Raw genomic sequence first — 22,602 nt, 5'->3', positions numbered from 1 at the left:
CGATATGAGTGAAGGTCATGACCAGCTCAATCCCGAGCAACTCGGCGAGCGGCTTCGCATTGCCCGGGAGACCGCAGCGAAGACGCAAGCGGACGCGGCTGCCCTGATCGGCGTGGGACGCACTACCCTCGTTGCCATGGAAAAAGGCTCTCGGCGGGTCAAGATTGGCGAGCTTCAGCAGCTCGCCCACTTTTACGGCACCAGTGCCAATGCGATCCTGCGCAAAGAAGCTGTGCACGTCGAGCTCGCCCCTAAATTTCGCAAGCTTGCCGACCACGAAGAAGCCTTTGTCTCGAAGGCAGCAGAACTTATGGCAGATCTTGTTCGGGCCGATGTTGAATTGGAAACGCTTCTTGGCATTCCCCACGTCCGTAATCTGCCGCCCGAGCGTGCCATCCTCGCCGGTGATGTTCGCCAGCAGGCTGAGCAGCATGCCCTGGAACTCCGTCACTGGTTAGGGCTGGGGCTTGCTCCCGTTTCGGACATTGGCGCTGTCCTGGAACTGCAAATGGGCGTGCGGCTTTATGTTCGCCGTCTGCCAGCAAAGATTTCTGGGCTCTTTGCATTCGAGGAATCGGTCGGAGCCTGTATCCTCCTCAATTCGAGCCATCCACTCGATCGGCGCACGCAAACGGCAGCCCATGAGCTTGGGCACCTCGTTGCAACGCGGACTCAGCCGGAGGTCAATGAAATCGACGAGTTGGAAAGTTCGCGGGAAGAGAAATATGCGAATGCATTCGCGCGTGGGTTTCTCACCCCGGCCCAAGCGGTCCGCCAGAAATTTGAGGAAGTCACGGCTGGCGCATCGAGCCTGACGCGCCGTCATGTCATCGTTCTCGCTCATTTCTTCCGTGTTTCCCGGGAGGCCATGGTGCGGCGGTTGGAGGAGCTGCAACTGACCAAACGCGGCACTTGGGACTGGTTTCAGGCGAACGGTCACATCACCGATGACCATGTGAGGCAGGTTCTCGGTGATGCAGTTCAAAATGATCGTATGAAGGACGAAGCCGCTTTGCCGGTCCCGCTTAAAACCGGGCTGATGGCCTATCAAGCAGCAAAGCGCGGTCTATTGAGCGAGGGCCAGATCGCGCGGATGCTGCATATGGATCGTGTCAAAGTGCGCGACATCCTCAGCGATATCGATACCGAAGAAAGCGGGGGCAATGCGGCAACCTCTATTCTCCGGTGATGTCTCAGCTCATCTCGTGGTCGATACGAGTGTGATCATTAATCTCAATGCGACGGGACGAGCGAGCGATATCGTGCGCGCATTCGGAGTAAAGCTTCGGGCATCCGCCGTCGTCCGCGATGAGCTCGTCGCCGACCGTTTTAGTGCAAGAAATGATGCAGAAATGGCCGCAGCGCTCGTAAGCGAAGAATTGCTCCAGTTTGTCGAACTCGATGATCAGGGTGAGCGCATCTTTGCAGGCCTGGTTAGTGGCAGCGCCGCAGAAACTCTGGATGACGGCGAAGCTGCAACCCTCGCGGTTGGGGCGGTATTGGGACATACGGTTGTGATAGATGAACGCAAGGCTCAGAGGATTGCGGCCGAACGCTTTGCTGGCATGCAGATCATCGCCACTGCGGATATCCTCTGTTCCGAGCGCGTGGTCGCGAACCTGGGTGCCGAACAAGTCGGAGATTTGATCTTCAACAGCTTGGCGGGGGCGAGAATGTTTATTCCGGAAAGGCATCATGGCTGGGTGATCGATTTGCTCGGTGCGCGTGCTGTCGAATGCCACAGCCTCCCGGCGGCACTACGCCAGGTGGCTAGTTCTTTGACGTGACATGCTCCGTTGCGAGCCTGGCAGAAAGGACATGACAGTGATCATAGATGTGAATAAGCGGCGTGCCGGACCTATAGCGCTTCATGGGCTTTTTAACGCCGATCGCGCCTACACGATCTTTTACGACGAAACCAACAATCATCGCCTTGTCCACGTTCGCGAGAGCGGGCTGAACATCCCCGAAGCAAATTGTTTCGTGGTCGGCGGAGTGGCTTACGATGGGCCGCAGCGCGTCTTTGATCTCGGGCGTCTACGCAAAATTCTTGCGGTGCAGGACAATGCACCCGAGATCAAGTTGAAGTATGTCGCGACGGGCGGTTTTCTGCAGATGCTCAGCAGCAGGAAACTGGAGACGTTTCTGCGCTGGATCAGCGAACAGGGCCTCTATGTCCACTATTCGGTCGTTGATCCAATCTATTGGAGCATTGTCGATATTATAGATTCCATTTTGTCGGACGACGTGGCGACGCATCTCATCCCTTTCGAGCGTTCTCTAAAAAACGATCTTTTTTCAATTCTCCGATACGATTTTGAAGGGTTGATTGATCTTTTCCGGCGCTACACATTTCCCAATGTCGGTTCCGAGAGGAGGCGTGACTTCATTGATGAACTGTTGGACCTCGCCGAAGCTCGATCCGATTTGCTCGATCACTTCAATTACATGATGCTAAAGGGCGTGTTGCAGCTGGGGCGAAAGATTAAATCGCTTCCCTTCCTTGAGGCAGAAGCTCCTAATGTTCTGGTCGATAGCTTCGGTCATTTTTTTCTGGAGCGTCTTTATATCCTTAAGAACGCGTCGCACATCCTGGACGTCGAGGAGCTCGTTATCGACTACCTCAAAGATGTGACCTTCGTCGACGGCAAGACGAAGATGAACCATTTTCGGTTCGTCGTCTCCCACAGTGAACCAGGAATTCAGATCTCAGACGTCATCGTCGGCCTGCTGGGCAAATATTTCTCATTTATCTGTGCGACAGCGGACGAAGATTTGGTGGAAACTCGCCAAACGTTGAAGCCTCAACAGCTTATGAACCTTTCGCTTTTGTCTGGCATTTTGGAGCGCTCTGTCGAGGAGAATCCTGTTTTTGCCCATGCGGTCATGAGCAATCGCGATAGAGCAATATCAGAAGAATTTCGGGCACCCGCGTGACTGCAATTGGTGCGGCGGATTGGGTCGACGCTATTTTTGGTGGGCTTGGTACAAAGCTACAAATTGAAGTGGAGCTGCGGCTTCTCGAAGCCGGCATCGTTCCTGTCTGCTTTCGTCAGTGACGACAACGTAACGCCGAGCAACCGAACGGAAAGTTTGAAAGGGTAAACCGTCGTCAGCAAGTCGGCTGCGATACGGAGAACGTCGTGGCCATCGGCAAAGGGTAGGACGCTTGTCTTGCTTCGTGTTGCTTGCGTAAAATCCGAATATTTGATCTTCACGGTCACGGTTTTGGCCTCGATGCCTGACGACTTGCAATAGCCCCAAACCTTATCTGCAAGCGGCTTCAACTCGTCTCTAGCAACCCCGAGGTCATTGATGTCTTGGATGAAGGTGTCTTCTGCTCCTACCGATTTTCGGACCCGATCCGGTCGCACCTGACGCTCATCGATGCCGCGGGCGATTCCGTAGAAATAACCACCCGACTTCCCAAAGTGCTGCGACAAGAATTGCAGCGATTTCGTTTTCAGATCCGCCCCGGTTTCGATACCAAGCCGATGCATCTTCTCTGCGGTGGCCGGACCGACGCCATGAAACTTCTTGACTGCAAGTCCTTCTACAAAGGCAGGCCCGTTCTTTGGGGTGATGACGGCCTGCCCGTTGGGCTTGTTGAGATCCGAGGCCATCTTTGCGAGAAATTTATTGTAGGAGATGCCGGCGGACGCATTCAGACCAGTCACCGCTTTGATCTTCGCGCGTATCGCCAAGGCGATTTCTGTCGCGATCGGCATTTCCTTTAGATTTTCGGTCACATCAAGATAGGCCTCATCCAGTGACAAGGGTTCGACCAAAGACGTGTACTCGGCGAAAATTTCGCAAATTTGCCGGGACACTTCGCGATAGACCTCGAATCGCGGTTTCACGAAAATCAGGTCAGGGCATTTGCGGGCAGCAGTCACCGATGGCATTGCCGAATGAATGCCAAAGACGCGCGCCTCATAGCTCGCTGTGGTCAGCACGCCTCGGGCGCCTGCACCTCCGACCGCTATCGGTTTCCCACGGAGATCCGGATTGTCGCGCTGCTCCACGGATGCGTAGAACGCGTCCATATCCACGTGGATTATCTTTCTAATTTGGGCAGTGTTATTCATTTCACTATCCAGCCGTCTGTAGAGGTAGAGTAGAACAAAACAAGAACATAGCATGGTGGATGGAAACTGCAACCCTTGGAGGGGCCTGCGTCGAGGAGCGCTGCATCGCTTGCAATTCGTAAAAGTTTTGTTATCTTTTGGTGACGGAGCCGAACGCCAGGGCTGCAAGCGACCCAAAAGGCGGCACATCCTAAATAAGATCCTGAACGGCAACCATTCAGCCGGCGCAGGGTGTTCATAAAGCGCTTGCGACCACCCCTCCACGACGCCGGTGTGAAATGGATTTGTCATGTCTACCCAAAAAGATTGCGCAGATTACCTGCGCGCAGCCTACCGGAATATGACCGGCGAGAAACTTCGCTCGTCTCATGCCCACGAGCTTGTTGCAGCTTACTTCGGTTATGGCACCGCTGCGGCTCTGCAAGCTGATGTCACATTTCCCCTTTCCTCCTTGGAAGAGGCTGAAATCCTTATTCCTGACATTGATGGTATCAATCGGCGGCGTGCGGAACTGTCGAATGTTCCTGTTGAACTTCCCGACGGTAGGGCGATTGCAAAGATTATCTCGGCGTCGCTTGAGGCGGCTGGGCATTTCAGGGGAGAGATATGGGATTCGACCTACCTGAGTGATGACATCAACGATTACATCCAGCGCGACCCCATGGTCATAGAAAACGAACTCGCCGGAGAGATCGCAACGACCAACGCCTATTTCGATGAGCTCTACATCGAGGAGACGAGCGTGGAAACTCATGACGATAGCTTGATCGCAACGCTGTCGGGATCGCTCAACGGTGAGCAGGATCAGGATCGGGCGTTCCACGGCGATAAGATCAAATTCACGAGCATCATGACAATGCGTCGTGCTGCCAGCCGTGTCGGGTACTTCGAGCCGGAGTTCGAGACGGGCGGGAGAGTCGACGATTCCATGTATTACGATCCTGAATGGGCTTGAAATGATAGGGGGCCGCCTCAGGGCGGTCCCCTCTTTCATCTTCATCTAAAGTTCTGTGACTTCAGTTCGACAGCCTGTTTTCCCGAGCAGAGTGCGGAACCTTGTCACCCGGCTTCTAGGCACGCCGCGACACGGGTTTCAGTACTGTTGTTTGATTTCATCGCGAGATTATCCTTGATTTTACCCTAAAAGAAACATATCAGTGTTGATATAGTCACTTTTGGAGTAATATCATGATTACAGCTGAACAATGCCGGGCGGGGCGGGCTCTTATCGATTGGTCTCAAATCGAACTATCCGAACGTGCGCGCATCGCTAAAAAGACAATCGCAGATTTCGAGCGCGGCAATCGCGCCTACCACCCGAAAACGCCTCATGCGGTCAAGGTCGCTCTCGAATCGCATGGCGTGATCTTCATTCCGGAAAACGGGGGCGGGGTAGGGGTTCGCCTCCGTAAGGCGATGCCCCGCCTGTTTCGTCGTGATCCCGTTGACGGCCGCGAGTGGATGGCGTTTGCCTTTGACTACAAGGGACAGCGCCATACAGGCTTCGTCACCTACCGCTCGCTGGTCCGGGTCGCGTTGGATAGCCTCAGCCCGACCGAGATCTTCGATCGGGATAAGGCACGGATCCTGTTGATCGCATCTGACAAGATTGATGCCGACCAGGTCGACGAGCATGGGAGGGTGCTCGTTGACTGGGGTGATCTGTCGCCCGTCGAGTTCGATAGCGATGAAGAACGCGCACGAAACACCGAAGGCGACTGAGACGGCGAGATGCGTCAAAATAATTCGCACATGTTCAATTCTTTCGAAAAGCCTGCCGCACCTCCTCCCGCGGCAGGCTTTTTCGCTCTGAATTCAGGAGTTAGAGCAGACTGCCCGGTTCCACCGGCTCTCCGGATTTCGAGATGATCGACGATCCATACGGTTCGCGCGACGAAATGATCAGCGCGTCATCCGGTAACGGGCGGGCCAAATCCTTGGCTTCATCCCATGGCGCCCGCATCCAAATGTCGGTCTCTTCCTTCGTCAGCAACAGGACGGGCATCGCCTTCTCATGGATCGGCTTCACCAGGTCGTTGGGATCTGTGGTCAAGAACCCGTAGAGATCGTCGGTGGTCAGGCCGTCCCTGACCTTTCGGACACTCTGCCATTGCGGCACATGGAGACCGGCAAAGAACATCAGCGACTTCTCCTCATTGCAGGCGAACCAGGCATTCGGCACGTTTCCGCCAACCACCTGGCTGGCCGGATCCGGCTCGGCGAAGCTGGTAACCGGGACGAGGCATCTGTTCTCGACACCGAACCACCGCTTCCAGTGCGGAAAACTGAGCTTGCGCACATTGGTCGTGCCGCGGTCGGCCTCCATGCGGATCAGTTCCTCAAGATCGAAGGGTCTGCCCTTGGCCGCAAGCTTCTCGGCCTTGGCCTTGGCGCCTTTCTCGAGCGCGAAGCGAGGAGAGGGCAGTCCCCATCGTGCGTGGACCAGCTGCTTCTTGCCGCCAGCCGTGTTGCGGACGATCGGCCCCATCTGGTCGGGGTTCATCTGGTAGGCCGGCATCAGGTTGATCAGGCTTTCCGCATCCTGGGCCCATTTCGCGACCCAGTCCTTGTCTTCCATCCGATAAAGATTGCACATCTCACGCCATCCACTTCGCTCAGGTCGTGGAAGACAATCTAGCGGATGGCTCTGATTTCGCTAGTCGAGCTTGAAGACGTCGGCATTGTCCTGCCGTTCGCGCAAGCCCTTGTAGGAAGCGTGCCGCAATTTGCCGTCTCCGGTCCAGGCCCGAAACTCGATCTCGGCAATCAGCGTTGGCTCGACCCAGACAATGTCGGCCTTTCCGGAATAGGGCACCGGCGGCTGCTTTCGTTTCCAGCGCAGCTTGTCCAGCATCTTGCGCAGCCTGATCATCTCGGCTTCCTTGAAGCCTGTGCCGACGTTACCGACATGAACGAACACATCACCGCGGTAAGCGGCAAGCACCAGCGACGCGAAGCCGGAAGGCGACGCCGTCGATGGCTCATAGCCGACCACCATGAAGGCTTCGCTCTGGACGCATTTGATCTTCACCCAATCGCCGGTGCGGCCGGAACGATAGGGCTGATCGAGGTGCTTGCCGACAATGCCTTCCAGACCGAGGCGGCAGACGTTCTCAAGCAGGGCATTGGGTTCGGCGTCGAGTGTCTCCGACAGGCGGATGGCGCCGTCTTTGCCATCGAGCGTGTCCTCGAGAAGATGCCGCCGCGATCGGTATTCGACACCGCGCAGGTCATGACCGTCGAGATAGATCAGATCGAAGGCGTAGAAAACGGCGTCAGAGGCACGATTGCCAGCCGTCTTGCCGGAAGCACCCAAAGACTGCTGCAGCAGCCCGAAATCCGGCCGTCCTTCTTCGTCGAGAACAACAGCCTCACCGTCGATGATCATTGTCGCAGGCCCAAGCGCTCGAGCGGCCTGTTCGATTGCCGGAAACCGATGCGTCCAGTCATGACCGCCACGCGTGAGGATCCGGATGCCCGTCGGCTCGATATGGACAGCCAGTCGGTAGCCGTCCCATTTCAGCTCCCAGCTCCATTGGTCACCGATAGGCGGACGCGCTTTCAATTGTGCGAGGGCCGGCTCAACGCGGTCAGGCATGGGGTCGAACAGAAGCTGTGGCTGCGCCGGGTTGCGCTTCCGACGTGGCTTCGAGCGGATCGGGGCTTCGGTATCGCGAAGAAGCGGCTTTGATCTCGGGGGCTTCGTCATGCCGAGAGTTCAGCACAAAAACCTTAAGAATAGTGTGACGTTGCACATCTATCCCCGCTATCCACCATCGGCGCCCGACGGGAACACGGATCTGGCAAAAATCTCAACTCTGGTTACGTCCTTGAATCCCCTTCGAATCTTTGGATTTCCTAATGCTGGGATAATATTCCTCAACTCTGTGGTGCTTGACTCTTTCATGGCATAAGAACAAACAATGAACTTATAGCCCGTACGACATGATGTCGATCCTTTGAACACGATCTTGAAGGGAGCCGTGAACGATGACTGCTGCCCGCCAGAGGGTGATCTGTGATTTGCGCGACCGCATCGCGTCGATGGAGGGCGGATCCGCGAAACGGGCTGGCGCGCTTTCCTTCGGCGTTGCCGCGATCGATGCGGCGCTGCCTGGCGGAGGTCTTGCCTATGGCGCGCTGCATGAGTTCGCGGGCGGTGGCTCGGGCACTGTCGATGGAGCAGCTGCCGCCCTCTGTGTCGCCGGCATTGCCGCGCGGACCAAAGGGCCCGTCGTCTGGTGCCTGACGCGGCCAGATTTGTTCTTTCCGGCCCTGGCGCAGGTTGGCCTCCATCCCGACCGGGTGATCTTCGTCGAGTCCGATCGCGAAGAGGATGTGCTCGCCAACATGGAAGAGGGGCTGTCCTTTGGTGGGCTCGGCGCTGTCGTCGGCGAGCTCGTTCGCCTGCCTATGGTCAGTTCCCGCCGCCTGCAGCTTGCAGCCGAGCGAACCGGGACCATGGCGCTCGCGGTCCGCCGATGGCGGCGACAGACGGAGGCCAATGACTTTGGGCAGCCGACGGCCTCGACCACGCGATGGCGTGTCAGCGTGATGCCGTCAGAGGAGTTGCCGGTACCGGGGGTGGGCAGGCCTCAATGGTTTCTGGAATTGATGCGCGTGAAAGCGGGTGAGTGTGCTGAGTTTCTCGTGAGGGCGTGCGATGACAAGGGTCGTCTCGATCTATCTTCCGGATCTGCCGACGGATCGCATTCGTCGGGCCGATCCGTCTATTCCGCCTGAACAGCCAATCGCCGTGATCGCGAGAAGCGGTTCGAAGCGATGGGTGTCTGCCGCCGATCCGGCTGCCAGAAAGGCGGGCGTGCATGCCGGCATGGCGGCGGCAAAGGCGCAGTCGCTGTTTCAAGGCCTGATGCTGGTTGACGCAGATTCGCAAGCCGATCAAGCCGCGCTCGAGCGCATCACGCTCTGGGCGCTGACGATCTATTCGCCGATCGTCGCCGTCGACGGGATTGATGGTATCGTCATGGATACGGAAGGCGCCGATCATCTGCAGGGTGGTGAACTGCCGATGGTGACGAAGATCGCCAACCAGTTTCTTGCCCGAAAACTGACGGCGCGCGTGGCGGTTGCCGACAGCTGGGGTGCTGCCCATGCTTGCGCCCGCGCCATCAATCGCGAAACGATTGTCGTTCCTCCGGGCGAGACGGCCCGTGCCGTCGAAAAACTACCGATTTCGCTTCTGCGCCTGCCGTCAAAGATCGTCTCTGATCTGCGCATTCTCGGTTTCCAGACAATCGGCGAGCTTGCCAACACCCCGCGGGCCCCGCTGACATTGCGCTTCGGTCCGGAGGTCGGTCGCCGTCTCGACCAGATGCTCTGTCGTGTCGCCGAGCCGATCGAGCCCATCCGGACCGCAGAGCTGGTTGAAGTCTCCAAGGCCTTTGCCGAACCGATCGGGGCAGTCGAAACAATCAATAAATATGTTGGCCGTCTGGTCGTGCAACTCGTTGACGAACTCCAGAAGCGCGGGCTTGGCGTTCGCCGTGCCGACCTGATCGTCGAGAAGGTCGATGGCACGAGACAGGCCATCCGCGCCGGAACCGCCAGGCCCGCCCGAGATGTCGCCTGGCTGACAAAACTGTTTCGGGATCGGACGGAAAAAATCGAGCCGGGTTTCGGGATCGAGAAGCTCACGCTCGTCGCCGTCATGGCCGAGCCATTAGAGGAGGCGCAGAAAGCGTCCGCTCTGGTCGAGGAAGAGGTTCCGGATGTCACGCCGCTCATCGATATCTATGGAAACCGCGGCCAACGGGTCTATCGTGTCGCGCCCGTTGCCTCCGATGTGCCGGAACGCTCTGTCCAGAGGATCAGTGCCGCGGCCGATCCAGTCGCAGTGACCTGGGTTAGTCATTGGCGCCGGCCAGTCCGGCTGCTGGCCCGGCCGGAACTGATCGAGGCGATCGCGCTGATGCCGGACAGGCCGCCGGTCTCCATCACCTGGCGTGGCAAGCGCCGCAAGATCAAGCGTGCCGATGGCCCGGAACGTATTTTTGGCGAGTGGTGGCAGCGCGACGCCGAAATGGAGGCCGTGCGCGACTACTTTGTCATCGAGGATGAAGCAGGCGAGCGCCTGTGGGTTTTTCGCTCCGGCGATGGCATTGATCCGGATACCGGTTCCCACCGCTGGTTCTGCCATGGGATTTTCGCATGAGCTACGCCGAGCTGCAGGTCACGACGCATTTTTCGTTTCTGCGCGGGGCGTCGTCTGCGCAGGAGCTGTTCGAAACCGCAAAGGCTTTAGGTATCCAGGCGCTTGGCATCGTTGATCGCAACTCACTGGCCGGGATCGTCCGCGCGCTCGAAGCCTCCCGCGCGACGGGTGTCCGGCTGGTCGTCGGCTGCCGCCTCGATCTGGCTGACGGTATGTCATTGCTCGTCTATCCAATAGATCGTCCGGCCTATTCGCGCCTGACTCGGCTGATCACGCTCGGCAAGTCGCGCGGCGGCAAGAACAACTGCATCCTGCACTGGGATGACGTCATGGCTTACTCGGAAGGGATGATCGGCATTCTCGTTCCGGATCTGCCGGACGCAATCTGTGCCGGACAGCTTCGCAAGATCGCGCACGTTTTTGGTGATCGTGCCTACGTGTCGCTGTGTCTGCGCCGGCGCCCGAACGACCAGATGCGTCTGCATGAGATCTCCAACATGGCGACACGATTCGGGGTCAAAACCATCGTTACCAATGACGTGCTGTTTCATGAGCCTGGCCGGCGCCAGCTGCAGGATATCGTCACCTGCATCAGGCATAACACCACGATCGATGATGTCGGATTCCAGCGTGAGAGGCATGCTGACCGGTATCTGAAGCCTCCGGAAGAAATGGCTCGCCTGTTTCCGCGCTATCCAGAGGCGCTGGCGCGAACCATGGAGATCGTGCGGCGCTGCAAATTCTCGCTCGAGGAACTCACTTACCAATATCCCGAGGAGGCGATCGTGCCGGGCAAGGATGCCCAAGCGTCGCTTGAGCATTACGTCTGGGAGTGCGTGCCCGATCGCTATCCGGAGGGGCTGCCGCCGGATGTCCTGAAAATCGTGCGGCACGAACTCGATCTCATCCGCACCATGAAATACGCCCCCTATTTTCTAACGGTGTTTTCGATCGTACGCTTTGCGAGAAGCCAGGGCATTCTCTGTCAGGGCAGGGGATCGGCGGCCAATAGTGCTGTCTGCTATTTCCTCGGCATCACCTCCATCGATCCCTCAACCAATGATCTGCTGTTCGAACGCTTCGTCAGCCAGGAGCGCGACGAGCCGCCGGACATCGATGTCGACTTCGAGCATGAACGGCGAGAGGAAGTCATCCAGTGGATCTACAGGACCTACACGAGAGACAAGGCAGCACTCTGCGCGACCGTCACCCGCTACCGGGCAAAAGGTGCTATCCGCGATGTCGGCAAGGCGCTCGGCCTGCCCGAAGACGTGATCAAGGCGCTGTCATCGGGCATGTGGTCCTGGTCGGAGGAAGTACCGGATCGCAACATCCGCGAACTCAATCTCAATCCCGACGATCGCCGTCTGGCGCTCACCCTGAAACTGGCGCAGCAACTGATGGGAGCCCCGCGCCACCTTGGCCAGCATCCAGGAGGATTTGTCCTCACCCATGACCGGCTGGACGATCTGGTGCCGATCGAGCCGGCAACGATGAAGGACCGTCAGATCATCGAATGGGACAAGGACGATGTCGAGGCGCTGAAGTTCATGAAGGTCGATGTGCTGGCATTGGGCATGTTGACCTGCATGGCCAAAGGCTTTGATCTCATCCGCGAACACAAGGACGACGATCTCGATCTGTCGAAAATCAAGCAGGAGGATGCCGCTACCTATGCGATGATCCGCAAGGCCGATACGCTCGGCACCTTCCAGATCGAAAGCCGCGCGCAGATGGCGATGCTGCCGCGCCTGAAACCCCGCACCTTCTACGATCTGGTCGTCCAGGTGGCGATCGTGCGTCCCGGTCCCATCCAGGGCGACATGGTGCATCCGTATCTGCGAAGGCGCGAAGGAAAGGAACCGGTCGAGTATCCAACCCCGGAGCTGGAAGCGGTGCTTGGCAAGACGCTCGGCGTGCCGCTGTTTCAGGAAAGCGCCATGCGGGTGGCGATGGTCTGCGCCGGTTTCACCGGCGGCGAGGCCGACCAGCTGCGCAAGTCGATGGCCACCTTCAAGTTCACTGGCGGCGTTTCACGCTTCAAGGACAAGCTGGTGTCCGGGATGGTGAAGAATGGTTACTCACCAGACTTCGCCGAAAAGACATTTTCCCAGCTTGAAGGTTTTGGCTCCTACGGTTTTCCCGAAAGTCACGCGGCCTCTTTTGCGCTGATCGCCTATGCCTCGAACTACATCAAGTGCCATTACCCGGATGCCTTTTGCGCTGCGCTTCTCAACAGTCAGCCGATGGGTTTTTATGCTCCCGCCCAGATCGTCGGCGATGCGATCAAGCATGGCGTCGAGGTGCGACCTGTGTGCGTCAACCGCTCCCGCTGGGACTGCACGCTGGAGCAGATCGGCAATTCCGACCGGCATGCCGTCCGGCTCGGTTTTCGGCAGGTGAAGGGACTGGCTATCGCTGACGCAGCGCGGATCGTGGCGGCTCGGATGAACAGCCCCTTCGCATCGGTGGATGACATGTGGCGCCGGTCCAGTGTTCCGACGGAAGCGCTGGTTCAGCTGGCGGAGGCCGATGCATTCCTGCCATCGCTCGAACTCGAACGACGCGATGCCCTCTGGGCCATCAAAGGTCTGCGCGACGAACCATTGCCGTTGTTCGCAGCCGCGGCCGAACGCGAGATGGCTGCGATCGCCGAGCAGCAGGAGCCGGAGGTTGCGCTTCGGCAGATGACGGACGGGCACAACGTCATTGAAGACTACAGCCATACTGGGCTCACCCTGCGGCAGCACCCGACTGCCTTCCTGCGCAAGGACCTGTCAGCACGAAACATCATCACATGTGCCGAAGCGATGAATGCGCGGGATGGGCGGTGGGTTTATACGGCGGGCCTTGTTCTCGTTCGTCAAAAGCCCGGATCGGCCAAGGGCGTCATGTTCATCACCATCGAGGACGAGACGGGACCGGCCAACATCGTCGTCTGGCCCACCTTGTTCGAGAAGAGGCGGCGGGTGGTGCTGGGGTCCTCGATGATGGCGATCAACGGCCGAATCCAGCGGGAAGGGGAGGTCGTGCATCTCGTCGCACAGCAACTGTTCGACCTGACAGCGGACCTTGTCGGTCTGGCTGATCGGGATAGCGAGTTCAAGTTACCAACTGGGCGCGGCGACGAATTTGCCCATGGAGGTGGAGGGCCGGATTCACGCGACAGGCCAAAGCCCATTGTCCCGAGGGACCTGTTCACACCTGATCTTCATATCGATACGCTGAAGGTGAAGAGCCGGAACTTTCATTGAGCGATCTAGGTAAGTGTATAGTCGGAGGCTCTATTGGTTCAAAGCGATGTTACTTCTCAGTGGCCAATTCGCTGAAATTCTTGATGTTGACCGAGGCGTCAGGAAACCTTGCCGTAATCTCCAACGTGCCGCCCAACGCTTCGATATAACGTCGCAGATTGCTGACATAAATATCGGCGCGCTGCTCCAGCTTTGCGACAGCCGGCTGTTTCACATGGAGTGCGCGTGCCACATCCTGCTGAGTTTTTTCACGGGCCACGCGCAGCTCGTGTAACGCCATGTCTTCGAGAATTGCCTTGGTCGCTTCATCGTTGCGGGCACGGCGTTCTGGCGACATTCTGTTGCGCAAGTCGTTAAAGGAGCGATGTCCAGTCATATCAACCCTTCCTTCCCGATCTCGATCAGGTAATTGTCATATAGTCGATCAGCGACCGGAATCATGATTTCATAAAAGCGGTCGTCGCCGGTTTTATTTCCACCGACAAGCAAAATAGCAGTGCGACGCGGATCGAAAGCGTAGAATACCCGGTAGGGTTCGCCGCCGCTCTGAATCCGCAGTTCCCGCATATGTTCGTGCTTTGAACCTTCGATGCCGGATGAGTAAGGGAAGGGAAGTTGCGGTCCTTTGGCTTCTAGAAGCCCGACTACCCTTACAATATCATCCTGAACGGCCTCGATCAGCGTCGTGTACCACTCACCAAACTCATCGGTATATTCAACGCTCCAACTCATCGGTGCTCCAAATGTATTCCATCTGTGGAATATTTCAAGCGATATTCCACAGATGGAATAACTTGACCCCTCAAAGTTGACAAGTGGAGATGGCGCTGAGCTGTTGGCGCCCACGACGATCGTTCCATCGAACTTGTGATCCGGAGCCTGCGTGAGAACGACGTCGGACCTCGATGCGGCTTCCGCAACCGTCCGGAATAATCCGCTTCACGCTGCATGCGAGCCGTCTCCCGCAGTTATGCCCATCGACGCCGATCCGACGTCGGAGCGAGGGAACAACCGGCAAGGCGATCGGGGAAGGCGATAGATCCGTATCAGCACGATTATTGTGGATCTATGGCAGGTCTATGGGGCGTCCCAATCCCGCTCTTGATGGATGGCTTCCTGGTCCAGCCCCGGATCTCCGTCGATCAACCCGCTGACGGGGTCCGCTAGCAAGCTGCGGCCGCTTCGGCTGTGCCTTCGCGGTGATCGCGACCGGTTCCGGACACTGACGGGAGCCATCGAGCGGGAATGGCCCGCTCCAAAGATGGAGCCTCAGATGAACACCGATCTTTCGATTGCGCGGAACCACGCCTTCCAACTTTCCCGCATCCTGATGGTTCCAGTCACGCTGTTCAGGTCTGGCGACGAGTTCGGCGTTCTGCCGAGCGACGAACTCGATGACGAAGACGATCTGGAGATCGTGCATGAATACGTTCCGGGTGGGTCTCATTGAGACCCTTCATCTCCTTGGTGCCGCTTGCGAGCGGCAGGCGGCAAGGGAAGCTTCGCCGCGCCTTGGCACCGACGGTAGGCGTTGATCTGCAGATCAGCAGATTGCCAGGGCGCGCCCTTGCCCCCTTTTGCTCTTCGCTGCCGCCGGAAACGGTCCCGCAAATTGCGGGAAGGATGAATCTGGAGAGAAGGGCGGACGCGAGAGCGCCGGGAAAAATAATGGAGAAACAGAAACTGGAAGACCTTCGGGACCGTGTCCCGTGCGCAGCCTTGCTGGAACAGGCTGGCTTTGCCATCGACGTCAAGGAAAGCACCCGCAAGGCGTTGAAATACCGGCGCGGCGCGGAAATCGTCATCGTCATCCATGGGGGGCGGGGTTGGTTCGATCCGCTGTCCGACGCGAAAGGCGACGTCTTCGGTCTCGCGGAGCATTTGGACGGCGTCACCTTTGTCGAAGCGCTCGACTGGGTGGCCAACCTCGTCGGCGTCATCGCCGCGGATCCTGTTTGGTCTCGGCCGGCCAGAAGCCTCACTCATAGCACTTCCGTCCCGGAACGCTGGGCAAAACGACGGAGCCCGTGGCCGGGATCGATGACTTGGCGCTATCTGAGAACCGAGCGCTGCCTGCCAGCAACGATCATCCGGGAGGCTATCCGCGGAAGTCTCCTCCGGGAAGGACCTTATGGCAGCATGTGGGCCGCACATGTCAATGACGATGGCGCTGTCACCGGATGGGAGGAGCGCGGTCCCAATTGGCGTGGGTTTTCCGCAGGCGGCTCGAAAATTCTGTTTCGCCTTGGTTCTTCCGATGCCATGCGTCTTTGCGTCACCGAAGCGGCGATCGACGCCATGAGCCTTGCGGCATTTGAGGGGCTTCGCGAGGGCAGCCTCTATCTCAGCACCGGCGGTGGTTGGTCTCCGGCGACGGACGCCGCGGTCCGTAAGATGGCCGCGCGTCCCGGTGTTGTTCTGGTCGCGGCCACCGACGCCAATAGCCAGGGCGAGACCTTTGCCGGCCGCCTCCGTGACATTGCCGATGAGGTGGGCTGCGACTGGTTGCGACTGACGCCGCCATCGGAAGATTGGAATGAAGCGCTGAAGGCACGGGAGGAAGAAAAGGGGGAGAGAAGAATGGAAACAAGCGGAGGCCTGCCGCATGCCCGCCGGTCGCGTCAAGGGTGAAGCTTCGCCCGCTTGTCAGCGGCCCTTGACCCGTCCGGACGGAGAGGCGGCTTGAGGGGAGGGGTCAGGAAGGGCTGAAGAGACGATGGCGACCAAGAAGGATCTGCTGCGCTTCGCCCGGACAATGCCGAAGGAGCCAATCATGACCCTTTCCTCTATCCGCAAAGTCTACCAGGTCGTCGCCGACCGCCATCAGATGTTCAGGCTGTTCGATCGGCATGCACAGCGTCCTCATCGTTTTGGCGCTGACGCAAGCGCGCTCTATGCAGGTGAATGGTTCGAAATCACCGAGCGCGAGCATGATTATATGTTCGAGATCCTGCCGCCGCTTTGGATCCGGGGCTCGATGTTCGCAATGCGCGAATTTCTGACAGGATCCGTCACATCGGTTTTCTTCGCGCTACGGATCGACGGCGTCATTCGTCACTTCCATGGATATTGCGATCTCTCCGGCGGCCGACCGGTGGAAGACATGCGGCTGGCGATCATCGAACGGGAGACGCGCCCGGTGCGAGCGATGACGCGGAATGAAAGTCTCGAGCACATCTGGAGTGCCACGGCGGACGCTTATCGTGGCTACTCCGATGAAACCGCCCCGCAGTATCTGCCAGGTCATCGCGTCATCACGCTCTACAGCGAGGCTGGCTCTGCCAGGTCAAAACTGCTCGACGACCTGACCGACGATGAGATCGCCACCAAGTTGCCCGTCCAACTGCGCCATCTTGCCCGTGCGGCAGTCGCAGCGTGAGGAGATGCGTGCCATGCTTTCCTTTCCGATTGAATCCGTGCGGGCGGTGATCGCCCGCGGTCGCGCCGACGCCGAGGCCAACGGCGGCTACCGCAATTCCCATTATGGCCTTCATCCCGGCCGCGACGAGCAGCCGGGTGTATGGCTCGTGGGAGACCACGGTGTCTATCTGTGCTCGAACGGCAAATTGCCGGATGGAGAAAAGCCGTTCGTCGCCTATGCGCTCGAATGCGATCCCCGCACGAACGATGGCTGGTTCGAAGTCAAGCGCAAGACCTTCGGGGGAGACGACGGTGTCGAATTCATCGATGCCTACCAGCTGGAGGCGATGATCGCCGCCGCCTCCAATGCCAGGTACCTCGGCATCAGCTTCCAGCCGGACTCGATGGAGCTCTTCATCATCGAGTGGTCGTAACGTTCCCGCCACAGCGGGATCCCCAACGTCAATCTGCGTCGCTTCGCCGCCAATCACCGCGGCGGGCCGATGACGCGCGCATTCATATGGAGATTTAACATGAGCAACGATCCCTTCACGCTCGACATGTTTGGCAATACCGCACTCTCGTCCGGCTTTGGCATTGGCGTGACCGCTTTCGGTGATTTTTCGCCTGTCGCCGCAAACGACGACGATCCGGATCCGACGCCGCCGGCGCCAGCGCCAGCGCCGGCATCCGCACCTTCGAGGGCGGCCGTACCCTACCGGCCCACGAGGCTTCGAGCAAACTTCTATCTCGAGGGTGACCGCGGCTTACCTCCGTCCTGGAAGGATCGTGCTCGCGCCAATGTTGCGGCGATCCTCGTTGCCAATAACATCTCCGGGCAGGACCGGCCGGCGACGCCAAAGGAGCAGGCGCAGCTGGTCCGCTTTACCGGCTTTGGCGCCGGCGAGCTGGCCAACGGCATGTTCCGGCGGCCGGGTGAGATCGATTTCCGACAGGGTTGGGATGAGCTCGGCTCCTCGCTCAAAACCGCCGTCTCCGAAGCCGACTATGCGTCGTTGGCCCGCTGCACCCAGTACGCCCATTTTACGCCGGAGTTCATCATCCGGGCGATCTGGGCCAGCATCCAGCGGCTTGGCTGGCGCGGCGGCCGGGTGCTGGAGCCAGGCATCGGCACGGGCCTGTTCCCGGCGTTGATGCCGGAGGCTTACCGCGATGCGGTCTATTTGACTGGGATCGAACTCGATCCGGTCACAGCCCGCATCGCGCGCCTGCTTCAGCCGAAGGCCCGGATCATCAATGGTGACTTCGCTCGCACTGATCTCGCGCCGATCTACGATCTTGCTATCGGCAATCCGCCCTTTTCCGATCGCATCGTCCGCTCGGACCGCGCCTATCGGTCGCTCGGCCTTCGTTTACACGACTACTTCATCGCGCGCTCCATCGAGCTTCTGAAGCCCGGCGCACTCGCCGCCTTCGTTACTTCAATGGGCACGATGGACAAGGCCGATACGACGGCGCGGGAGCATATCGCCAGGTCGGCCGATCTGATTGCGGCGATCCGGTTGCCCGAGGGCAGCTTTCGCCGGGACGCCGGCACGGATGTTGTCGTCGACATCCTGTTCTTCCGCAGGCGCAAGGCCGGTGAGCCGGAGGGGGACCGGACCTGGCTCGACGTTCATGAGGTTCGCGCCGCGATTGATGATGAAGGTGCAATCCGCGTCAATCGCTGGTTCGCCCGCCATCCCGACTTCGTTCTCGGCACCCACGCGCTCACGTCGGGACCATTTGGCGAGACCTATACCTGCTTGCCGCGTGGAGGTGAGGATCTTGAAGCCGTCCTCACCGCTACGATCAATCTCCTGCCGGCTGATCTCTATGAAGGTGAGCCCACTCCTGTCGATATCGATCTGGAAGACGAGCTCGGAGACATCGTCGATCTGCAGTCGAGGGATAGGGCCATACGCGAGGGCAGCTTTTTCCTCGACCGGACAGAGGGTTTGATGCAGATGCTCGACGGTTCGGCCGTGCCGGTCACCATGCGCAAGGGTCGCTCCGGCGACGGGCTTTCCGAGAAGCATATCCGGATCATTTCGAAGTTGATCCCGATCCGTGACGCGGTTCGCGAGGTTCTGAAGGCTCAGGAGACAGACCGGCCCTGGCGCAATCTCCAGGTCCGCTTGCGCATCGCCTGGTCGAGTTTCGTGCGGGATTTTGGGCCGATCAATCACACCACCGTCTCGATCCAGGAAGATGCGGAGACCGGCGAAGTCAAGGAGACCCATCGCCAGCCGAACCTTGCACCTTTCCGCGACGACCCCGATTGCTGGCTGGTTGCGTCGATCGAGGACTACGATCTGGAGACCGACACGGCCAAGCCGGGTCCGATCTTTTCCGAACGCGTGATTGCCCCGCCGGCGGCGCCGACCATCACATCTCCTGCCGATGCGCTCGCCGTGGTGTTGAATGAGCGTGGTCATGTCGATATCGACCATATCGCGGAGCTGCTCCACAGCGATCCCGCGACTGTGCTCGACGAGCTGGGCAGCGAAGTGCTTCGCGACCCGAATGACGGATCCTGGCAGACCGCCGATGCCTATCTTTCAGGGGCAGTCCGTACCAAGCTCGCCGCCGCGCAGGCCGCAGCCGCGCTGGATCCGGCCTATGATCGCAATGTCCGCGCCTTGGCGGATGTTCAGCCAGCCGACCTGCGGCCTTCAGACATCACCGCCCGGCTCGGTGCGCCGTGGATCCCGGCTGCCGATGTCGTCGCGTTCGTGAAGGAGAAGATAGAGGCTGATATCCGCATCCATCATATGCCGGAGCTTGGCTCCTGGACGGTGGAGGCTCGGCAGCTTGGATACAGCGCCGCCGGCACGTCGGAATGGGGAACGAGCCGTCGCCATGCCGGTGAACTCCTCGCTGATGCCCTGAATAGCCGGGTTCCCCAGATATTCGACACCTTCAAGGATGCCGATGGTGAGCGCCGGGTTCTCAATGTTGTCGATACCGAAGCCGCGCGCGACAAGCTGCAGAGGATCAAGCAGGCATTTCAGGACTGGGTATGGACCGATCCCGATCGCACCGAGCGGCTGGCGCGCGATTACAACGATCGCTTCAACAATATTGCGCCGCGCAAATTCGACGGCTCCCATCTCAAACTTCCCGGCGCCTCTGGCGCCTTTACTTTGTATGGGCATCAGAAGCGCGGCATCTGGCGGATCATCGCCGATGGCTCGACCTACCTCGCCCATGCCGTCGGCGCCGGCAAGACGATGACGATGGCGGCGGCGATCATGGAACAGCGGAGGCTCGGGCTGATCGCCAAGGCGATGCTCGTCGTGCCCGGCCATTGCCTGGCACAGGCCGCGCGCGAATTTCTGGCGCTTTATCCCAACGCAAGGATCCTCGTCGCCGACGAGACCAATTTCACCAAGGACAAGCGGGCCCGCTTCGTGTCGCGGGCTGCCACCGCCACCTGGGATGCGATCATCATTACTCACTCGGCGTTTCGCTTCATCGCCGTGCCATCGGCCTTCGAGCAACAGATGATCCAGGACGAATTGCAGCTCTACGAGGATCTGCTGACCAAGGTCGAAAGCGAGGACCGTGTTTCGCGCAAGCGCCTCGAACGGCTGAAAGAGGGATTGCAGGAGCGGCTCGAGGGTCTCGCGACGCGCAAGGACGATCTTCTGACCATCTCGGAAATGGGCGTCGACCAGATCGTCGTCGACGAGGCCCAGGAATTCCGAAAACTCTCCTTCGCCACCAACATGTCGACGCTGAAGGGTATCGACCCGAATGGATCGCAGCGAGCCTGGGACCTCTACGTCAAATCCCGCTACATCGAAACAAAGAACCCCGGTCGCGCGCTGGTGCTCGCATCAGGCACACCGATAACCAACACGCTCGGCGAGATGTTCTCGATCCAGCGCCTGCTCGGCCATGCAGCCCTCGCTGAACGCGGGCTGCACGAGTTTGACGCCTGGGCATCCTGCTTCGGCGATACGACGACCGAACTCGAAATCCAGCCATCCGGCAAATACAAGCCGGTCAGCCGCTTCGCCTCCTTCGTCAACGTTCCCGAACTGATCGCCATGTTCCGGTCGTTCGCCGATGTCGTCATGCCGGAGGATCTCAGGCAATATGTGAGGGTCCCGAACATCTCGACCGGGCGCCGGCAGATTCTGACGGCCAAGCCAACCGCTCTGTTCAAGACCTATCAGCAGATACTCGACGCGCGCATCAAGGCGATCGAGCAGCGTGAGGGACCGGTCAAGCCCGGCGACGATATCCTGCTATCGGTTATCACCGACGGGCGCCACGCGGCGATCGACCTGCGCTTCGTGATGCCTGAAGCTGAGAACGAGGAAGACAACAAGCTCAATCTTCTCGTGCGCAACGCCTATCGGATCTGGAAGGAAACCGGTGAAGCCATCTACCGGCGGCCCGATGGCAAGGATTTCGATCTTCCGGGGGCGGCGCAGATGATCTTCTCTGATCTCGGCACCCTTAATGTCGAAAAGTCCCGCGGCTTCTCGGCCTACCGCTTTATCCGCGACGAGCTGATCCGGCTCGGCGTGCCGGCGTCGCAAATCGCCTTCATGCAGGACTACAAGAAAACCGAAGCCAAGCAGCGGCTGTTCGGTGCTGTCCGCGCCGGCCAGGTGCGTTTCCTGATCGGCTCCTCCGAGACGATGGGCACCGGCGTCAACGCCCAACTTCGGTTGAGAGCGCTCCACCATCTCGATGTGCCGTGGCTCCCGTCGCAGATCGAGCAGCGCGAGGGTCGCATCGTCCGCCAGGGCAACCAGCATGACGTGGTCGATATCTTCGCCTACGCCACCGAGGGCTCGCTCGACGCGTCGATGTGGCAGAACAACGAACGCAAGGCGAGGTTCATCGCCGCAGCACTCTCCGGCGACACATCGATCCGTCGGCTCGAAGACGTCGGTGAGGGCGCCGCCAACCAGTTCGCTATGGCTAAAGCCATCGCCTCCGGTGACGAGCGACTGATGCAGAAGGCGGGTCTCGAAGCTGATATCGCTCGGCTTGATCGTCTTCGCGCGGCGCATGAAGACGATCAATATGCCGTTCGTCGGCAAATGCGTGATGCCGAGCGTGAGATCGAAGTCTCGACCCGGCGCATCGGCGAGATCGCTCAGGACATTGCGCGTCTCAGGCCGACCACCGCCGATGCTTTTATGATCATGGTGCTTGGCCAGGCATATACCGAGCGCAAGGAAGCGGGCCGGGCGCTGATGAAGGAAATCCTGACCCTGCTCCAGCTTCAACAGGAGGGGGAGGTTCATCTGGCGACGATCGGCGGTTTCGATCTCGTCTATGATGGCGAGCGGTTCGGCAGGGGCGATGGCTATCGTTACGAAACGTTGCTCCAGCGTACTGGTGCAGACTACGAAATCGATCTGGCGATCACGGTCACCCCGCTTGGCGCCATCTCACGCCTGGAGCACGCACTCAGTGGCTTCGAAGAGGAACAGCACCAGTATCGCCGGCGGCTCGAAGATGCCGAGCGGCGATTGGTTTCCTACCGTTCCCGATACGGTGGCGCTTTCGCGTTCGCAGACGACCTGAAGGAAAAGCGGCTGAAGCTGCGGGCAATCGATGCTCAACTGTCGGCAGATCTGGACAACGAGACCGTCGCGGCAGCTGCATAGCTGCGTTGCACAATAAATGTTTCCCATTGTTCAAAATTCAGGCATAACGCCCTCAGCTGATGCACATGGCGGTCACCTCCCAGTTCCGT

At 59.1% G+C, this 22,602-nt stretch carries 18 protein-coding genes; 13 read left to right on the top strand and 5 right to left on the bottom strand.

The features are described from left to right. The first annotated feature begins 4 nt into the window (after nucleotides 1-4). Genes ACQZ40_RS20785 through ACQZ40_RS20775 form a run of 3 tightly spaced genes read left to right on the top strand, consistent with a single transcriptional unit; the run spans nucleotide 5 to nucleotide 2,937 of the window. Entirely contained in the window at nucleotides 5-1,189 is a 1,185-nt protein-coding gene (locus tag ACQZ40_RS20785; RefSeq protein WP_174000881.1) for an XRE family transcriptional regulator, read from the top strand. After that, nucleotides 1,164-1,787: a hypothetical protein gene (locus ACQZ40_RS20780; protein ID WP_081043885.1), complete on the top strand. Its 624-nt coding sequence runs from the start codon at nucleotides 1,164-1,166 to the stop codon at nucleotides 1,785-1,787. The genes ACQZ40_RS20785 and ACQZ40_RS20780 overlap by 26 nt, the downstream gene beginning before the upstream one ends. A 31-nt stretch (nucleotides 1,788-1,818) precedes the next feature. Then, nucleotides 1,819-2,937, top strand: coding sequence for a DUF3800 domain-containing protein (locus tag ACQZ40_RS20775; RefSeq protein WP_174000855.1), 1,119 nt, complete (start codon nucleotides 1,819-1,821; stop codon nucleotides 2,935-2,937). A gap of 56 nt (nucleotides 2,938-2,993) precedes the next feature. Here ACQZ40_RS20775 and dinB read toward each other — a convergent pair whose 3' ends face one another. Beyond that, nucleotides 2,994-4,088, bottom strand: coding sequence for a DNA polymerase IV (gene dinB, locus ACQZ40_RS20770; protein WP_015084371.1), 1,095 nt, complete (start codon nucleotides 4,086-4,088; stop codon nucleotides 2,994-2,996). A gap of 289 nt (nucleotides 4,089-4,377) precedes the next feature. Between dinB and ACQZ40_RS20765 the strand changes: the two genes are divergently transcribed. Both ACQZ40_RS20765 and ACQZ40_RS20760 read left to right on the top strand, forming a co-directional pair. After that, a complete protein-coding gene (locus ACQZ40_RS20765; RefSeq protein WP_236766989.1) occupies nucleotides 4,378-5,043 on the top strand; it encodes a hypothetical protein in 666 nt (221 codons plus the stop codon). Between the two features lie 233 nt (nucleotides 5,044-5,276). Further along, the gene (locus tag ACQZ40_RS20760) at nucleotides 5,277-5,810 is read left to right on the top strand and encodes a helix-turn-helix domain-containing protein (protein ID WP_015084373.1); all 534 of its coding nucleotides are present in this window, start codon (nucleotides 5,277-5,279) and stop codon (nucleotides 5,808-5,810) included. 100 nt (nucleotides 5,811-5,910) lie between these two features. Here ACQZ40_RS20760 and ACQZ40_RS20755 read toward each other — a convergent pair whose 3' ends face one another. Both ACQZ40_RS20755 and ligD read right to left on the bottom strand, forming a co-directional pair. Next, the gene (locus tag ACQZ40_RS20755) at nucleotides 5,911-6,684 is read right to left on the bottom strand and encodes an SOS response-associated peptidase family protein (protein ID WP_174000856.1); all 774 of its coding nucleotides are present in this window, start codon (nucleotides 6,682-6,684) and stop codon (nucleotides 5,911-5,913) included. A 60-nt stretch (nucleotides 6,685-6,744) separates the two neighbouring features. Continuing rightward, on the bottom strand, nucleotides 6,745-7,797 hold the full coding sequence (ligD, locus tag ACQZ40_RS20750) for a non-homologous end-joining DNA ligase (RefSeq protein WP_174000857.1): 1,053 nt from the start codon (nucleotides 7,795-7,797) through the stop codon (nucleotides 6,745-6,747). A 281-nt stretch (nucleotides 7,798-8,078) separates the two neighbouring features. On the opposite strand from ligD, the gene ACQZ40_RS20745 reads away from it, so the two are divergent. Genes ACQZ40_RS20745 through ACQZ40_RS20735 form a run of 3 tightly spaced genes read left to right on the top strand, consistent with a single transcriptional unit; the run spans nucleotide 8,079 to nucleotide 13,517 of the window. After that, nucleotides 8,079-8,831 carry an ImuA family protein gene (locus ACQZ40_RS20745; protein ID WP_174000858.1) on the top strand — a complete coding sequence of 251 codons (753 nt, stop codon included), beginning with the start codon at nucleotides 8,079-8,081 and terminating at the stop codon, nucleotides 8,829-8,831. After that, nucleotides 8,752-10,263 (top strand): Y-family DNA polymerase, encoded by a 1,512-nt coding sequence (locus ACQZ40_RS20740; RefSeq protein ID WP_174000859.1) that lies wholly within the window; start codon nucleotides 8,752-8,754, stop codon nucleotides 10,261-10,263. Before ACQZ40_RS20745 ends, ACQZ40_RS20740 begins: the two co-directional genes overlap by 80 nt. Further along, nucleotides 10,260-13,517 (top strand): error-prone DNA polymerase, encoded by a 3,258-nt coding sequence (locus tag ACQZ40_RS20735; protein ID WP_174000860.1) that lies wholly within the window; start codon nucleotides 10,260-10,262, stop codon nucleotides 13,515-13,517. The genes ACQZ40_RS20740 and ACQZ40_RS20735 overlap by 4 nt, the downstream gene beginning before the upstream one ends. Nucleotides 13,518-13,566: 49 nt before the next feature. Here the strand turns inward: ACQZ40_RS20735 and ACQZ40_RS20730 are convergent, their stop codons facing one another. After that, entirely contained in the window at nucleotides 13,567-13,893 is a 327-nt protein-coding gene (locus ACQZ40_RS20730) for an XRE family transcriptional regulator (protein WP_080830938.1), read from the bottom strand. Further along, a complete protein-coding gene (locus ACQZ40_RS20725) occupies nucleotides 13,890-14,249 on the bottom strand; it encodes a type II toxin-antitoxin system RelE/ParE family toxin (protein ID WP_080830936.1) in 360 nt (119 codons plus the stop codon). The genes ACQZ40_RS20730 and ACQZ40_RS20725 overlap by 4 nt, the downstream gene beginning before the upstream one ends. A gap of 541 nt (nucleotides 14,250-14,790) precedes the next feature. Here ACQZ40_RS20725 and ACQZ40_RS20720 point away from each other — a divergent pair. The 5 genes from ACQZ40_RS20720 (at nucleotide 14,791) to ACQZ40_RS20700 (ending at nucleotide 22,513) form a co-directional block, all read left to right on the top strand. Then, the gene (locus tag ACQZ40_RS20720; RefSeq protein WP_174000861.1) at nucleotides 14,791-14,967 is read left to right on the top strand and encodes a hypothetical protein; all 177 of its coding nucleotides are present in this window, start codon (nucleotides 14,791-14,793) and stop codon (nucleotides 14,965-14,967) included. Continuing rightward, nucleotides 14,964-16,148, top strand: a complete 1,185-nt coding sequence (locus ACQZ40_RS20715) for a DUF3991 and toprim domain-containing protein (protein WP_336510129.1) — start codon at nucleotides 14,964-14,966, stop codon at nucleotides 16,146-16,148. The genes ACQZ40_RS20720 and ACQZ40_RS20715 overlap by 4 nt, the downstream gene beginning before the upstream one ends. A gap of 142 nt (nucleotides 16,149-16,290) precedes the next feature. Next, nucleotides 16,291-16,896 (top strand): DUF1419 domain-containing protein, encoded by a 606-nt coding sequence (locus ACQZ40_RS20710; protein ID WP_174000884.1) that lies wholly within the window; start codon nucleotides 16,291-16,293, stop codon nucleotides 16,894-16,896. 13 nt (nucleotides 16,897-16,909) lie between these two features. After that, nucleotides 16,910-17,311, top strand: coding sequence for a DUF3085 domain-containing protein (locus ACQZ40_RS20705; protein WP_174000862.1), 402 nt, complete (start codon nucleotides 16,910-16,912; stop codon nucleotides 17,309-17,311). A gap of 99 nt (nucleotides 17,312-17,410) precedes the next feature. Continuing rightward, nucleotides 17,411-22,513 (top strand): DEAD/DEAH box helicase family protein, encoded by a 5,103-nt coding sequence (locus tag ACQZ40_RS20700; protein WP_174000863.1) that lies wholly within the window; start codon nucleotides 17,411-17,413, stop codon nucleotides 22,511-22,513. Nucleotides 22,514-22,602: the final 89 nt, after the last annotated feature.

The organism is Agrobacterium sp. 16-172Ci, assembly GCF_053522725.1.
This window is presented reverse-complemented; position numbering and strand designations above follow the sequence as displayed.

Excerpts from the sequence above, each read along its gene's own strand:
- ACQZ40_RS20730 (WP_080830938.1), bottom strand. The coding sequence starts at position 13,893 with ATGACTGGACATCGCTCCTTTAACGACTTGCGCAACAGAATGTCGCCA.
- ACQZ40_RS20705 (WP_174000862.1), top strand. The coding sequence starts at position 16,910 with ATGCTTTCCTTTCCGATTGAATCCGTGCGGGCGGTGATCGCCCGCGGT.
- ACQZ40_RS20775 (WP_174000855.1), top strand. The coding sequence starts at position 1,819 with ATGACAGTGATCATAGATGTGAATAAGCGGCGTGCCGGACCTATAGCG.
- ACQZ40_RS20785 (WP_174000881.1), top strand. The coding sequence starts at position 5 with ATGAGTGAAGGTCATGACCAGCTCAATCCCGAGCAACTCGGCGAGCGG.
- ACQZ40_RS20740 (WP_174000859.1), top strand. The coding sequence starts at position 8,752 with ATGACAAGGGTCGTCTCGATCTATCTTCCGGATCTGCCGACGGATCGC.
- ACQZ40_RS20780 (WP_081043885.1), top strand. The coding sequence starts at position 1,164 with ATGCGGCAACCTCTATTCTCCGGTGATGTCTCAGCTCATCTCGTGGTC.
- ACQZ40_RS20745 (WP_174000858.1), top strand. The coding sequence starts at position 8,079 with ATGACTGCTGCCCGCCAGAGGGTGATCTGTGATTTGCGCGACCGCATC.
- ACQZ40_RS20710 (WP_174000884.1), top strand. The coding sequence starts at position 16,291 with ATGACCCTTTCCTCTATCCGCAAAGTCTACCAGGTCGTCGCCGACCGC.
- ACQZ40_RS20760 (WP_015084373.1), top strand. The coding sequence starts at position 5,277 with ATGATTACAGCTGAACAATGCCGGGCGGGGCGGGCTCTTATCGATTGG.
- ACQZ40_RS20725 (WP_080830936.1), bottom strand. The coding sequence starts at position 14,249 with ATGAGTTGGAGCGTTGAATATACCGATGAGTTTGGTGAGTGGTACACG.
- ACQZ40_RS20755 (WP_174000856.1), bottom strand. The coding sequence starts at position 6,684 with ATGTGCAATCTTTATCGGATGGAAGACAAGGACTGGGTCGCGAAATGG.
- ACQZ40_RS20735 (WP_174000860.1), top strand. The coding sequence starts at position 10,260 with ATGAGCTACGCCGAGCTGCAGGTCACGACGCATTTTTCGTTTCTGCGC.
- ACQZ40_RS20765 (WP_236766989.1), top strand. The coding sequence starts at position 4,378 with ATGTCTACCCAAAAAGATTGCGCAGATTACCTGCGCGCAGCCTACCGG.
- ACQZ40_RS20700 (WP_174000863.1), top strand. The coding sequence starts at position 17,411 with ATGAGCAACGATCCCTTCACGCTCGACATGTTTGGCAATACCGCACTC.
- ACQZ40_RS20720 (WP_174000861.1), top strand. The coding sequence starts at position 14,791 with ATGAACACCGATCTTTCGATTGCGCGGAACCACGCCTTCCAACTTTCC.
- dinB (WP_015084371.1), bottom strand. The coding sequence starts at position 4,088 with ATGAATAACACTGCCCAAATTAGAAAGATAATCCACGTGGATATGGAC.
- ligD (WP_174000857.1), bottom strand. The coding sequence starts at position 7,797 with ATGACGAAGCCCCCGAGATCAAAGCCGCTTCTTCGCGATACCGAAGCC.